This window comes from Rathayibacter agropyri, assembly GCF_013249015.1.
Classification (GTDB): domain Bacteria; phylum Actinomycetota; class Actinomycetes; order Actinomycetales; family Microbacteriaceae; genus Rathayibacter; species Rathayibacter agropyri.
Window position 1 is genome coordinate 40,380 of the sequence record NZ_JABRPL010000008.1, and the last position, 13,902, is coordinate 54,281.

Sequence of the window (13,902 nt, forward strand, 5' to 3'; positions counted from 1 at the left end):
AGACGCGGATGCCGCCCCTGCCCTGCAGAGCGCAGGGCAGGGGCGGCATCCGACATGCGGGCGCTACTGGAATCCGCCGCCGCGATCCTCCGGGTCCTCGATCGGGTCGGAGTCGCTGGAGTCGATCGTGTAGGTCACGTGCACCGACTCGCCGACCTCCTTCGCGGCGACGGCAGTGTAGACGAGGTGCGTCTCTTGGCCGTCGACGGCGGCGTAGACGTCGACCTCCTTCTCGTACCCCCCGTCGGTGCTGACGCGGGTCTCGGTCTGGCCATCGAAGGGCCCGCCCTGGAAAAGGGCGAGATACGTCTCGCCCTCGGGGAGTTCGCGGATGTCGTTGCTCATGTCCCAGTCCTACCACTCGCCGTGCGCCACCCGCGCGGCCTTGCCTTCCGTGCCGAAGCAGGGCACGAGGGCGGCGGATGGCTCCCCTCCTTGAGGGGCAAGACCGTAGGATGGCCCGGATGACGATCGGACGCCGCCTCTTCCTCTCGGGAGCCGTCTCGGGAGCCGGTCTCGTTGTGCTTGCCGGGTGCACGCCGTCGCGTCCGGCGCCGTCGCGCTCGGTGACCAAGGCGCCCGTGCCCACGGTGAGTACCTCCGCGGTTCCGCCGGCTGCCGCCTTCGTCCGCACCAGTTGGGGCACTGATCCCTACGCGCTCGGCTCCGTTTCCTTCCTCCCCGTCGGCGCGACTCCCGAGCACCGCAGCGACCTCGGCGCGGCCGTGCTCGACCGCCTCTTCTTCGCGGGGGAGGCGACCGATACCGTATCCCCCGGCACGCTCCAGGGGGCGTGGAATTCTGGAGTGCGGGCGGCGATCGAGATCACCGCCGTTGCCGACCCAGGCGAGCGGATCGCGATCGTCGGCGCTGGGCTCGCCGGAGCCGTCGCCGCCCGGCGCCTGCTCGACGCGGGCTTCGACGTGACCGTCGTGGAGGCGCGCGATCGTACCGGTGGCCGAATCGCCACGTCGAGACCCGACGGCTGGCCGATCGCGGTCGAGGGCGGAGCCTGGGCACTCACCGGCGCCGGCGCGGCCCTGCGCGAGAGCGTCGCCGACGCGGGAGTCGTCATGACAGCGCTCGACCTGTCGAGTCATCGCGCGACCGACACGGACGGCGACGTCCTCGACACCGGATCCACCGCGGCCGACGCCCTCGCCCGCGCGCTGAGGTGGGGAGCGGAGCAGCCAGAGGACCTGTCCCTCGCCGAGTCGTTCGCCGGCTCCGGTGCCCCCAACCCGGCCGAAGCCGACTCAGGCGACGCTGCGCGGGTCGCCGCCTTCCTCGCGGGTGGTGCCGCCCTGCGCACCGGTGCCGCGGCCGAAGAGCTCTCGTCCTGGTATGGCCTGGGCGATGCCTCCGCCGACGCCGTCGTGACCGAGGACGCGGACGATGCCTCCACCGCACTGCTCACCGACGGGCTCGCGCGGCTGATCGACACGCTGCTGACAGACGTCGCGGTCTCGCTGCGCGTCGCGGTCAGCGGGATCGGCTACACGGAGACCGGAACAAGCATCCGACTGGGCACGGGGGAGTCCTTCGCGGCGGACCGTGTCCTGGTGACCGTGCCGATCGGCGTGCTGAAGACGGACGCGGTCGCGTTCGATCCGCCGCTGCCCTTTGCGCACCGCGCGGCGATCGCCGCACTCGGCTCGGGAGTTGTCGACACGCTCTGGCTGCGCTTCGACGCGCCCTTCTGGGACACCGCGGCTCCCGCCCGCTGGTCGCTCGTGGGCTCCGAGGCGGGAATTACCGAATGGCTGAACCTTGAGCCGTCCACGGGCGCGGCGGTTCTCGTCGGGTTGGTCGGCGCGGACCAGGCGCTATCGATACAGGAGCTGAGCGACGACGAGCTGCTTACCCTCGCGCGGGCGGCGCTGGAGCCGTTCGCCGTCGTCCCCGGCTGACCACTTCGCGCAGGCTCGCCAGCGGGCCGTGCCAGTCCGGCGAGGGCTCGGCGCGGAGCGGTCGCACGCGCCCGAGCGCGAGGACGAACGCCGCCATGCCCGAGATCAGAGTCAGCACGATCACGTCGTACAGCACGAACATCGCCGGACCGTCGACCTGCGCCGGGTCGAGGAAGAAATACGGGTACCAGCCGATGAGGGCGCCCCGCGCCAGGGTGATGACGCCCCAGACAATCGGGAAGCCCAACACGGTGAGGGCTGCACGCCAGGAGACGGGACGCCGACCCGGCCCGAGGATCCAATCGAGGATCGCGGCGCTCGGGATGATGAAGTGCAGCAGTGCGCTCGACCAGGGCACATCCACGCGGATACCGCGGGCGTTCGACTCGACCGCGATGAGCGCGAAGACGATTCCCGAGACGACCATGTAGGTGATGACCAGTGCCCGCGCGGTGCTGAGCCAGCGCGGCTCCCGCTCGCGCGCCAGGGTGAGCAACCCCGAGAGGCCGAGCACGATGACCCCGGCCATGTTCGACTGGGTCGTGAAGTAGGCGAAGAAGTTGTCGATCTGGAACGCCCGGAAGCCGAGCGTGTAGAAGAAGTCGCCGACGAGTCCGACCGCGCCGAGGCCGGCGAGGGTCAGGCGGAGGACCGCGAACGCCTTCCGCACACCCGCTCCGTTCCGTCATCGCCGGGCCCGGAGGGCCGAACTTCCGTGCGATTCTACGGTCGCCACGCTCTAAGTCCCCCGAGTAGGGCTCCCCCTGGCGGGGGAGACGGCGCGGGTGGCTCTGGATAACGAGGGAAGCGGCGCGGTCGGCTCCCTCTGGTGGGGGAAGCGGCGCGGGGGATGCTCGCCCTAGCGTCGAGGCATGACGAGGGCGCGGGACGGGGAGGGAGCGGGCCGGACTTCCGACGAGGAAGCGGCGCGCGGGCGTAGTGGGGCCAGGGGAAGGCTCCACCTCGTCGCCGGGATGCTCGTTGGTGGGAACTGGGCCTGGTTCTTCGTGCCAGGGATCGTGCTCCTCCTGACGGCGGATACCACCGGCGCGACAGCCGAGGGGGAGGGGGCCGGGCGATTGCTGCTGGTGAGGGGCGACCGACGCTCTGTGCCCGGGCGACGGGTGAGGACACGGTTTAGCTAGCGTGCCTGTCGTGCCCTTCACACCGAGCCATGCCGTCGTCGCGCTCGCGTTCTCGAACGGGCGGATCCCTGCTGCCGCTGTCGCCATCGGCGCGATGGTGCCGGACGTCGGGCTCTATCTCCCCCTGGGAGCCGCAAACGTGTCGACGCACTCGCTCCTTGACGTCGTCACCGGTGATCTCCTGCTGGGCCTGCTCGTCCTCATTCTCTGGAGTTCACTCGTCGCTCCGGCGTGGCGCGACCTCGCGCCCGCCCGCGTCCGCTCCCGGTTCCGCCCGCGGTGCCCTCCACCGAGCGGCATGCGCGCCCGGATGCGGCTGGCCGTCCTCGCCGCCGTGGGCATTGTGATCGGGGCGGCGAGTCACGTGCTGGGGGACGGATTCACCCGTCGGGGCGGCCTCTTCGTCTCGGCCGTGCCGATGCTGCGGCAGCAGCTCGGGCCGTTCGTTGGCTACGAGTGGGCTGAGTGCGGCGGCGACATGCTCGGGCTGCTCGGCCTCGGGATCGGCGCGACGGCCTGGTACGTCGGCCGCCGACCTCAGCCGCTCGAGCCGGATGGACGCCAGCCGGCGCGGGTCGTTGCCGGGGCGGTGGTGCTCGCTGCCGCGGTCGTCCCCGCAGGGATCATGCTCGCCGGGGCCGACGTCGATCCGTTCGGGAGTGCGTGCCGCTCGCTCGCGGTGCGAGCCGCGGTCCTCGTCCTGTCGGGTGCGGGAGGCGCGGTCGTCGCTGTCGCCGCGCTGTGGCGGCTGACGGTCCGTCAGCCCTCGGCCTGAGTCGCGAGCGGCATTAGCATCCCCGCTCGGTGGAGGACAAGCATCCGTCGCGAGGTGGATGTGTCGATGCGCAGTCCCCCGATAACGTCGGACACGGCCCGTTGGGGCGGGCCGCCTTCGGGGGAAGGCACAAGGGGAAACCGGGGGCTCGCGGCACATGCCGCGGGCCCTCTACCCGTTCCGGGGGCCGCGCACCTCCGGCCCCGCACTGCTGCGCACTGCCGTCGAGTAGCCAAAAGTTGTCGCACTCGGCGCCGAGTGCGACAACTTTTGGCTATTCGCGGGAGCGTGCGGACGACGGCGTCTTGCGAGTGTTCACAAGTTGTCGCACTCGAACTCGAGTGCGACAACTTGTGGAGTGTCGCGCGCGGGGCGTTAGCGGCGCTTCGAGCGGGCGCGGGCAGCGGACGACGGCCGCTGCACGCCGATGCGCGGGGCGCCCTCGCCGGCCGCACCCTGCGGGAGGGACGACGCGGGCGGGATCGGCCGACGCGTCACCGGTCGTACCGGCTCGCCGCGGCGGGTCTGCCCCGGGATCGGGCGCGAGCGACGTCCGTAGATCAGCTCGGAGGAGTCGAGCAGCCACGGCACTAGCGCCACGGTCACGCCGTGCAGCAACAGCAACTTCTGGCGAATCCGGCGGGACTTGTGGTTGTGCAGGAACGCCTCCCACCAGTGCCCGACGATGTACTGCGGCATGTACACCGTGGTGATCTCCGAGCCGTGTTCGAGCCGGTGCGCCTTGATGTACTTGATCAGCGGGTACGAGATGTCGCGGTACGGCGAGGCGACGCAGCGCAGCGGGACCTGGATGTCCATCCGTTCCCAGTCGGCCTTGAGTTGCGCGGTCTGGGCGTCATCGATGGAGGAGTGCACCGCCTCCAGAGTCTCGTGCCGCGCGGCGATGGCGTAATCGAGCGCCTTCAGAGTCGGCTTGTTCATCCGGCCTACGAGCACGATCGCGTGGTCGCCGTTGGCGCCGAAGGTCGTGGTCGGGTCGACCTCGATCTCTTTCTCGACGTCGCGGTAGTAGCGGTACACGCCGGCCATCAGGAAGCCCAGGATCGGCATGACGAGGTAGACGAGCCAGGCGCCGTGGGTGAACTTGGTGATCGTGACGACGACGAGGACCGCGAAGGTCAGTGTTGCTCCGAACAGGTTGATCGCAAGGCTCGTCGAGACGGTCCGCGACCCCTCGCCGGAGCGAATCATCCGCACCCAGTGCTTCACCATGCCCGACTGCCCGAGGGTGAACGACACGAAGACGCCGATGATGTACAGCTGCACAAGGCTCGTCAGCGAGGCCTGGTAGACGAGCAAGATGAGTGCGGCGACGAGCGCCAGGATGATCACTCCGTTGGAGTAGATCAGGCGGTCGCCGCGGGTGTTCAGCGACTTGGGTGCGTAGCCGTCGCGGGCGAGCACTGAGCCCAGCAGTGGGAAGCCATTGAAGGCGGTGTTCGCCGCCAGGAGTAGGACGGCGGCGGTCGCGGCCTGGATGATGAAGAACAGGACTGTGTTGTTGCCGAAGGTCGCCGCGGCGACCTGGGCGATGACGGAGCGCTGCGGTGTGGTGGCGCAGTCGGTGAATCCGACGAGGTGGCAGGCGTTCTCGGCGTAGTGCACGTTCGAGAGCAGAGCGAGCGCGGTGAGTCCGATGAAGAGGGTGATCGCGATCACGCCCATCGCGACGAGGGTGCGCTGTGCGTTCTTGACCTTGGGTGCGCGGAAGGCGGGGACGCCGTTGGAGATGGCCTCGACTCCGGTGAGCGCCGCGCAGCCGCTGGCGAAGGAGCGCAGCAGGAGGAGCACGACGGCCGCCTGGGTGAGCTGCTCGCCCTGCACGGTGAAGCCCGCCGACTCCGCGACCGGCGTGTCGCCGACAGCGGTCCGGACCAGGCCGACGACAACCATGACGGCAACGCTCGCGACGAAGAGGTAGGTCGGCACGGCGAACGCGCGACTCGACTCCGAGACACCGCGGAGGTTGACCGCCGCGAGGAGCACGACGAAGAAGATGGCCAGCTCGACGCGCAGCGGAGCCAGCTCGGGCACGGCCGAAATGATGTTGTCGACGCCCGACGCCACCGAGACCGCGACTGTCAGAACGTAATCGACGAGCAGCGCGGACGCGACCGTGAGGCCGGCCGTCTCGCCGATGTTGGTGCGCGCGACCTCGTAGTCGCCGCCTCCCGAGGGGTAGGCCCGGATCAACTGCCGGTAGCTGAGCACCACGACGACGAGCAGGACGACGACGCAGGCCGCGACCCAGGGCGCGAACGTGAGGAAGGAGAGCCCGCCCAGCAGCAGGATCATCAGCAGTTCCTGGGGCGCATAGGCCACAGAGGAGAGCGGGTCGCTCGCGAAGATGGGGAGCGCCAACCGCTTCTGAAGGAGTTGACCCTCGAGCTTGTCGCTCGGCAGCGGCTCCCCGATGAAGAAGTGCTTCGCGGTGCGCAGCTCGGTCGCGTCGGTCGGCGATCCGTCCGCGCCGGTCGGGGGACCCTCGTGTGTCACGTGCGACGACACTACTCCGTGCAGGAGGGCAGTCAAGAAGGCCGAGAGTGCGCCGAGCGGGGGCTGATCCCGCGCTGTGACCGGGAGTTTTCCCGGCGGGTCCGTGGTGCCGGCTCTGAGGCTTAGACCGCGGGTTCGGTGGGCGGCTGCATGGCGGCTCCGACGAGGCGCGTGAGGCTGTCGCGCAGTGCCGTCACCTCGTCGAGGGGGAGATCGAGGCGCTCGAGGATCTGTGGAGGGACCTGCAACGCCTGCTCACGCAGTGCGGCTCCGGAGGCGGTGAGGGCGACATCGAGGCGGCGTTCGTCGCCGGAGCTCCGGGCGCGGGTCACGTGGCCGCCCGCCTCCAAACGTTTGACCAGGGGACTGAGGGTCGCTGGCTCGAGGCGCAGGGCGATGCTGAGGTCGGCCAGCGAGCGCGGACTGTGCTCCCAGAGCGCCAGCATCACGAGGTACTGCGGATGCGTGAGGCCGAGCGGCTCGAGCACCGGGCGGTAGAGGCCGATGACGGTGCGCGCTGCGACCGCGAGCGAGAAGCAAACCTGGTTCTGCAGGGCGAGCGGGTCGGCGTCGGCGGGTGTGGCGGCAGTGGGCGCGGCGGGATCCACAGCGGCTTCCTCTCCTCGTGGGCTGATGCTTAGTACACTAAGGATATGACGCGGAAGAAGACCGGCTCCCTCTATCAGCGCTTCAACGCGCGGCTTTTCCCCTGGATCGGCCCGCCGCCGCTGGGCCCTTACGATCAGCCCGAGCAGGAGGCGCCCGCCGGTCAGGCCTGCCCGCTCTGTGGACAGCCAATGTCCGAGCACGTCATCGACCGCTCCGGTCCGCGCACCCAGCTGTACTGCCCGAGCGACGCCTCCTGAGTTGCACGACCCCATTTGGGGGTCAGGACTTTCGGCGTCGCGGGACGATGATGAAGCATGTCCCGCCTCAGCCAGACCTCCAGCCGCGTTGTCCAGTACTCCCGTTTCGGTGGTGCCGAGGTCCTCGACATCGCCGACGTCGAGCGCCCCAGCCCGGGCCGCGGGGAGGTCCTCGTCGAGGTCCTTTCCGCCGGGGTGAACCACATGGAGGCGTTCATCCGGCAGGGGGAGTTCGATTCCGACCACTCCGCGGCGTTCCCGATGCGCCAGGGCACCGACTTCTCGGGCGTCGTCATCGGCCTGGGTGAGGGGGTCAGCGACCTCAAGCTACGCACCGATGTGGTTGGCCACGCGCTCGTCGGCTCGCACGCCATGCACGTCGTCGTGCCACGGGAAAATCTGGTCACCAAGCCCGCTGCGGTGAGCTGGGAGGTCGGCGGGGCGTTGTTCCTCGCCGGAGTCACGGCCTGGCGCGCGCTCGAGGCTACGCGTGTGCGGGCCGGCGACACCGTCGTCGTCTCGGCGGCGGCGGGTGGAGTGGGCAGCCTCGAGATCCAGCTCGCCAAGCTCCGCGGCGCGACCGTCATCGGCACGTGCGGTGAGCGCAACTTCGACTACCTGCGCCAGATCGGCGTGAAGCCGATCATCTACGGCGACGGGATCGCGGAGCGCATTCTCGCGGCGGCCCCCGACGGAGTCAGCGTGTTCCTCGACAACTTCGGCGGCACGAATCCCGAGCTGGCCGACGAACTCGGCATTATCGACGGGCGCTTCCACTCCAGCGACGACCGCAAGGAGATCGAGCTGCGGGCCGTCTGGCCCGACGCCGAGACCGCCCGGCGCGACACCGAGATCCTCGGCGAACTGGTGGGACTCGTCCGCGATCAAAAGCTGCGCGTGCTGGTCTCGGGCTTCTACCCGTTCGATCAGGTGCAGGACGCGTTCGAGGACCTGGAGAAGCGTCACTCGCGCGGCAAGATCGTGCTCGGCATGAACCCGGTCGACCCCGCGCGCGTCACGAAGGCGCGCGACATCCACGAGGCCGGCCGCTAGGGCCACGGCTGTCCGCTGCTGAGGGAACCCCGAACCGTCGAGGCGGCCCGTGAACGCTGGCTCCCTCGACGGTTCGGAATTCCCTGGCGGGCGGGGTTAGGTCAGGGTGGAGCGGACCGCCGCGCGAGCCTGGGTGAGCGCCGTGTGGAGGGCGGTGGCGGTCGCGGGGGTGACGGATCCCGTGGCGGCGGCGGTGCGCAACTCGGCCCGCAGTTCGTCGCGGAACTCGGTGAGCAGCACTTCGGCGTCACGAAGGGCCAGGCGCGACGCGGTGCGCGCGTCTGTCGTGGGGTGCTCCTGCGCGTCCGGCTTGTCCTGCGCCGGGGATGCGGGTGTACCGGCGTGCTCCTCGGCGGTGTGCTCGGGGCGTCGCCCGCCGGACGCGCGGGCGGCGCTCGCGAGATCGGCGCGGAGACTCTTCATCGCCTCCGCAACTCCGAGGCGTACCTCGTCGGCCAGGCGGCGAACGGAGTCAGTGAGCTCCTCCTCGATGTCGCCCAGGTCGGTCGCTCGGTTCGCCAGCTCCGCGCGGCCCGCCTCTGTGATGGAGTAGACGGTCTTGCGGCCGTCGGCTTCCTTCGTGACGAGGCCCTCCTCCTCGAGCTTCGCCAGGCGCGGATACACGGTCCCCGCACTGGGGGCGTAGGTTCCGCCGAAGCGTTCGCTCAGAGCCTGAATCAGCTCGTAGCCGTGACGCGGCTCCTCGGCCAGGAGGCTGAGCAGGTAGAGGCGGAGGCGGCCGTGACCGAAGACGGGACTCACAGCACACCTCCGTCGGACGGGCGCTGCTCATCGGAGGGAGCGGAGCCGGGCGAGCCCCAGCCGCCTTCCTCGCCGACGGAGGCCGTGGCGGAGGCGGCTGCGCGGCGGACGACGGTGACGTCGCCCGAGACGGAGTTGGCGGCGACGTCGACCCACGTCGAGTCGAGGGAGCCGGTGGTCGAGGTGAAGCCGCGCCCAAAGGTGCCCTTCACGATCGAGCCGTCGAGCTGCAGGGTCCCCGAGACCGTGTTGATCCGGTAGCGGGCGCCGAGGCCCTCATCGATGCGGACCGTCAGGTCGCCGCTGACGGTGTTGGACTGGATGTGGTCGGGAGTGCCATCGGCATCGACGAAGACGCTCCCCGAGACACCGTCGACCGAGACACGGGTCAGTGCGCCGGCGGCGGTCACGTCGCCCGAGATGGTGCGCGCGCTCACGCGGCCGGTGTGATGGCGGACCGAGAGCTCGCCGTGCACGGTGTTCACCTCGATGTCGCCGTGCAGGCCGTCAATGACGATGTCGCCGCCGACCGTCGAGACGCGGGCGTCGCTGTGCAGGCCGGAGAGGAGGCCGTCGGCCGAGACGGTGTCGAACTTCAGGGCGATGCCGCGGGGGACGAGGAGGCTGATGGCGGCGCGGTCGCCGCGGCGGCCAAGACCCTTCACGACATCGACGATGGTGTCCCAGCGCAGCTGAATGTGGTCGATCTCGAGACGGTCGCCGTCCATCGAGACCTTCAGAGCGCGACCGCTCACCTCGGCCACCTCAACGTGAGCCGTGGGCTCGTCGTGGGCGATGACGTCAATCTGACCGCCGACCAGGGCGATCGAGACCGAGCGGACGACATCGAGGTCGATGACCTTCGATTCGCCCGCCTGCACGAGCCATTTCTCGAGCGACATGAGCTCCTCCTCCTGCGCCTGATGAGGCGCGTGATCGTGACGCGATATAACGCGAGTTGGTGGAAGACACGCTATAGCTCGATTGCGGAGGTGTGCAATGTCCGGCGGGCGGTTCTCAGCGCCCGTGGAGGAGGAACGACGAGTGTCTGGATGCACGCCGTCCACCGATGGCCCGGCCGCGGTACAGGGCATCCCTGGCTTCGGCAGTACCCCCTTGACAGCCGGGCCTATCGCGGTGGGAGTTCAGACGCAAGTGGCGAAATCCCAGCCGGCTCCGCGGCATGCTCGATAGGGGGGGCCGCTGCTCCCTGACGCTCCCGGAAGCCGCGCGCCTCCCACGATCCACTCCGACAGACCAGGTGAACCATGGCCACGCAGACCGTTCTCGACGCCGTCCGCGCCGCACCCACCCTGCTTGAGGCAATCAGAGCGGCGGATGAGCTCACCGTCGCGGCGGTCAGCGATGGCGGGGGCCGCGCTGTGCGCCTACTCACCCGGGCGGCATTGGACCCCTCCGATCAGCTGACCGCCATCGCCGCCGTGCACTCGCTCGCGCAGGTGTTCGACGAGGAGGCCGATCTCTCGCTGCTGCTGCTGCTCGAGCACCAGCGCCCCTTCCTCCGCGAGCACGCTGCCTGGGCGTTCGGCGGACGGCTGCCGCGCCCGGCCGCGGTGGGTCCGCTGCTGCGTATGGTCCGCGACGGCGACTTCGCGGGCATGCTCGCGCAGCGCACGCTCGTTCTCTGGGCCTCCTCGACCCCCGACTTGCTCGCCGTGGCGCTCGAGAGCGCCCTCATCGGCGAGAGCGACGCTGAGGCGCGCGGCCGCTACGTGGAGACCCTGGGACTGGTTCCCGGCGCGATCGCCGAGCGGACCCTCCTGCACCTCGCCGCCGATCGCCGCGAGAGCCTGAACGCGCGGACCGCAGCGACCGAGGCCCTGGGCGAGCGCCGCTCCGATGACGCCGAACTGTTGCTGACCCGGCTGGCGGAGGAGGCCGCCCCGATCGGGCCGCTCGCCCGGCTGGCGCTCGCGGACCTGGCCCCCGCTCCTGCCCCGACGGCCGGAGCGACGATCGCGCAGCTCTTCGTGCACGCTGATATCGACGGCACGCTCACCCGCGTGGGCGCGGGCGACAATGGCGGTATCGCGACGCTGCTCGTGCGTCTCGGCGATGCGCTCGTGGAGCAGGACGGGATCGAGCGCGTGCTCACCCTTTCGCGCGGGACCCCGGCCGAAGCCGAGCGCGCCCTCGGCGAACTCTCCTCCTCCGGGCACGCCTTCGCTCCCGTACCGTTCGCCGGCCCGGCCGTGGCGATGCCCCAGGCCTGGAGCCGCCGAATCGCCGCCGAACGCGGCATCCGTCGCATCCTGCGAGCGGCGGGGCGCGTCGACGTGCTGCACCTGCGGATGGCGGACGTCGGATCGCTGGCAGCCGCCGCGGTCGCGCGCGAGCTCGACATCCCCGTGGTGTTCACCCTCGCTCCGGACCCGCACGCGCTGATTGCCGGGCTGGACGCCTCCGGAGCGCTGACCCGCGCCGACTTCGGCGAGCGCGACGCGAGCGAGCACTTCTGGTTCCGGGTGCGTCTGGTGCAGCGTCTTGCCGCCGACGCCGCCCACACCGTGCTCCTCCCCCGCGGGAGCCTCGCCGAGACGATGCAGGATCTGCTCGGCATCGACATCACGGCGCATCCCGAGCGGCACTCGATCGTCCCCGAGGGGATCGACGTACGCCTGGTCGAGCGTGGCGAGGAGGCCGCGCGCGCGTCGGCAGCGGGCGAGTCGGTCGCCCCCGACGAGGGTGACGACCTCGCGCTGCTGGATCGGCTGCTCGCCGCGCTCCCGGAAGCGAGGCGTGACCTGCCGCTGTTACTCAGCGTCGGCCGGTTGCACCGGGTAAAGGGGATGGCGACTCTGGCGGAGGCATGGGCGGCGGATCCCGCGCTCCGTGCCCGGGCGAACCTCCTCCTTGTCGGCGGAGACGTGACCGAGCCGAGTCCGGACGAGCGCGAGCAGCTTGATCGCATCGCTGCCGTCGCGGGCGAGGGTCTCCTTGTGGCCGGGCACCGCCCGAACGGCACGGTCGCGCGCTGGCTGGGAGCCGTTCGGCATGGTCGGCCCGGGCTGGCCGCGTCCGGCGGGGCGTACGTCTGCGCGAGCATGAAGGAGGAGTTCGGCATCGCTCTGCTGGAAGCGCTTGCCGCAGGTCTGGTCGTGGTCGCGCCCGCGACCGGCGGACCGGCGACGTATGTCGAGGAGGGAGAGACCGGGTTCCTCATCGACACCTCGGACTCCGCGGCGCTCGCGGGAGCGGCCGGTGCCGCGCTCGACCTGGCGGCTGGCCCGCTCAGCGAACGCGCCGCGGCCCGCGGCCGGGCGATGGTCGCCGACCGCTACACGGTGCGGGCAATGGCGCGCGCCCTGGCGGAGGTCTACACGCGTGCGACAGCGGACCAGGAGCATCCCCTCCGCTCGGGCTCCGTCCTGAGGGCCTCGTGACCCTGCTCATCGTCAGTCCCGACTACGCCTCTCACCTGCTCCCGCTCGCGACGCTCGGGACGGCCTGGCAGCGGGCGGAGGAGCGGGTGGTCGTCGCGACGGGCGACGCTACCCGCTCGATCGTGGACAGCTTCGGCTTCGAGCACGTCCCGCTACGCCTCGGACGCGGGTCGAACCCGGGCACGATCCGCACTCAGGACCAGGCGCCGGACGAGGGCGCCTCGCTCCGCGGCTTCTTCGACGCCACGCGACGCGGCATGGTTCCGACGCTCACCTATCAGGCGCGCGAGCGGCTGACCGACCTGCTCTGGGATCCGGCAGGCGTGTCCGCTCGACTGCGCGAGATCCTCGACGAGGTGCGGCCGGACGCGATCGTCGTCGACCACCTGGCCTTCACGGCGCGCGTCGTGCTGCGGGCGCTCCGGGTGCCCTACGGCGATGTTGTACTCGGGCATCCGAGTGCGCTGACCGTGCCCGGCGAGGTCTACGGCTTCCCGCCGGTCTGGCCCGACGCCTTCGCGCCGGAACCGGACGACCTCGATGCGTTGCGCACTCTCTGCGAAGAGGTGCGCGACTCCTTTACCGCCGAGTGGAACGCCGCGCTCGCCGCGCTCGACCCCTCCGCGCCCCGCAGCACGGATGCTTTCGCGGAAACCGGCGACGTACTGCTGCTGAATTACCCGGGCGAGCTGCACGACCCCGCCCGCACCGCGCAGCTGCCTCCGCATGCGTTCCTCGGCTCGGCGGTCCGAGAGGAGCCCGCCGATGCCGAGGTGCAGGCGTGGCTCGATGCGTCGAGCGACCCGCTCGTCTACGTGAGCTTTGGCAGCTTTCTTGCGGTGCGCGACGACGTGCTCGCGCGCGTGGCCGCCGCGCTCGCCGAGGTGGAGGTCGACGGACGACCGGTCCGGGTGGCCCTCGCCGTCGGCGCGACCGGCCCGTCAGTGCTCGGCCGGATCCCCGACGGCTGGCTCGTGCGCGGCTTCCTGCCCCAGATCACCCTGCTGCGTCGTGCCGACCTCGCGGTGAGCCACGGCGGTAATAACAGCGTCACGGAGGCGATGACGGCGGGCGTTCCGCTCGTCGTCCTGCCATTCTCGACCGACCAGTTCGCGGGTGCCGCCGCCCTGGAGGACGCCGGCGTCGCGGCAGTGCTCGACCCCAACTCCGCGACTCCCGATCGGCTCGCCGGAGCGGCGCGACGGATGCTCGCCCTGAACGGCGAAGCTCGGGACCGGCTGGCGGCGCTCGCCGAGGGGCTCCTCCGCGAGCCCGGGCCGCAGCGTGCACACGCGGCCCTGACCGGGTCCGTGCGCCGCTAGCCTGACTCGACTTCGGGCGGATGGTCGGTGCGATGTGCAGGGGATTCGGCGGTTCGCGGGCCGGTCCACATTGGGGTGACCCAGGGATTCCGGACCACGTCCTCGGTTTGAATCTATTCCACGGGCTGTAGTTTTTTGAGTATCTCGC

Annotated in this window: 12 protein-coding genes; 6 read left to right on the plus strand and 6 right to left on the minus strand. The window is 70.6% G+C overall.

From position 1 onward, the window contains the following. Nucleotides 1–63 precede the first annotated feature (63 nt). The gene (locus HRF29_RS13930) at nt 64–345 is read right to left on the minus strand and encodes an oligoribonuclease (protein ID WP_173249446.1); all 282 of its coding nucleotides are present in this window, start codon (nt 343–345) and stop codon (nt 64–66) included. A 119-nt stretch (nt 346–464) separates the two neighbouring features. Between HRF29_RS13930 and HRF29_RS13935 the strand changes: the two genes are divergently transcribed. Next, nucleotides 465–1,910, plus strand: a complete 1,446-nt coding sequence (locus HRF29_RS13935; RefSeq protein WP_173249447.1) for an NAD(P)/FAD-dependent oxidoreductase — start codon at nt 465–467, stop codon at nt 1,908–1,910. On the opposite strand, the gene HRF29_RS13940 is transcribed toward HRF29_RS13935, so the two are convergent. After that, nucleotides 1,861–2,580 carry a Pr6Pr family membrane protein gene (locus HRF29_RS13940; RefSeq protein ID WP_173249448.1) on the minus strand — a complete coding sequence of 240 codons (720 nt, stop codon included), beginning with the start codon at nt 2,578–2,580 and terminating at the stop codon, nt 1,861–1,863. The two genes, HRF29_RS13935 and HRF29_RS13940, sit on opposite strands and share 50 nt — an antisense overlap. A gap of 485 nt (nt 2,581–3,065) precedes the next feature. Here HRF29_RS13940 and HRF29_RS13945 point away from each other — a divergent pair, with 485 nt between their 5' ends. After that, nucleotides 3,066–3,830: a DUF4184 family protein gene (locus HRF29_RS13945; RefSeq protein ID WP_173249449.1), complete on the plus strand. Its 765-nt coding sequence runs from the start codon at nt 3,066–3,068 to the stop codon at nt 3,828–3,830. A 375-nt stretch (nt 3,831–4,205) separates the two neighbouring features. On the opposite strand, the gene HRF29_RS13950 is transcribed toward HRF29_RS13945, so the two are convergent. Together HRF29_RS13950 and HRF29_RS13955 are read right to left on the minus strand one after the other, a co-directional pair. Beyond that, nucleotides 4,206–6,290 carry an APC family permease gene (locus HRF29_RS13950; RefSeq protein ID WP_173249460.1) on the minus strand — a complete coding sequence of 695 codons (2,085 nt, stop codon included), beginning with the start codon at nt 6,288–6,290 and terminating at the stop codon, nt 4,206–4,208. 179 nt (nt 6,291–6,469) lie between these two features. Beyond that, nucleotides 6,470–6,955 (minus strand): transcriptional regulator, SarA/Rot family, encoded by a 486-nt coding sequence (locus tag HRF29_RS13955; protein ID WP_173249450.1) that lies wholly within the window; start codon nt 6,953–6,955, stop codon nt 6,470–6,472. A gap of 45 nt (nt 6,956–7,000) precedes the next feature. On the opposite strand from HRF29_RS13955, the gene HRF29_RS13960 reads away from it, so the two are divergent. Both HRF29_RS13960 and HRF29_RS13965 read left to right on the plus strand, forming a co-directional pair. After that, nucleotides 7,001–7,213 (plus strand): hypothetical protein, encoded by a 213-nt coding sequence (locus tag HRF29_RS13960; RefSeq protein WP_173249451.1) that lies wholly within the window; start codon nt 7,001–7,003, stop codon nt 7,211–7,213. A gap of 57 nt (nt 7,214–7,270) precedes the next feature. Then, nucleotides 7,271–8,266 carry an NADP-dependent oxidoreductase gene (locus HRF29_RS13965; protein ID WP_173249452.1) on the plus strand — a complete coding sequence of 332 codons (996 nt, stop codon included), beginning with the start codon at nt 7,271–7,273 and terminating at the stop codon, nt 8,264–8,266. Nucleotides 8,267–8,362: 96 nt separating this feature from the next. Here the strand turns inward: HRF29_RS13965 and HRF29_RS13970 are convergent, their stop codons facing one another. Next, nucleotides 8,363–9,028, minus strand: a complete 666-nt coding sequence (locus HRF29_RS13970; RefSeq protein ID WP_173249453.1) for a helix-turn-helix transcriptional regulator — start codon at nt 9,026–9,028, stop codon at nt 8,363–8,365. Further along, on the minus strand, nt 9,025–9,930 hold the full coding sequence (locus tag HRF29_RS13975; RefSeq protein WP_246227103.1) for a DUF4097 domain-containing protein: 906 nt from the start codon (nt 9,928–9,930) through the stop codon (nt 9,025–9,027). Before HRF29_RS13975 ends, HRF29_RS13970 begins: the two co-directional genes overlap by 4 nt. Nucleotides 9,931–10,296: 366 nt before the next feature. Here HRF29_RS13975 and HRF29_RS13980 point away from each other — a divergent pair, with 366 nt between their 5' ends. After that, complete coding sequence (locus HRF29_RS13980; RefSeq protein ID WP_173249454.1) at nt 10,297–12,432, plus strand: glycosyltransferase; 2,136 nt, start codon at nt 10,297–10,299, stop codon at nt 12,430–12,432. Beyond that, a complete protein-coding gene (locus HRF29_RS13985; protein ID WP_173249455.1) occupies nt 12,429–13,754 on the plus strand; it encodes a glycosyltransferase family 1 protein in 1,326 nt (441 codons plus the stop codon). Before HRF29_RS13980 ends, HRF29_RS13985 begins: the two co-directional genes overlap by 4 nt. The last annotated feature ends 148 nt before the right edge of the window (nt 13,755–13,902 follow it).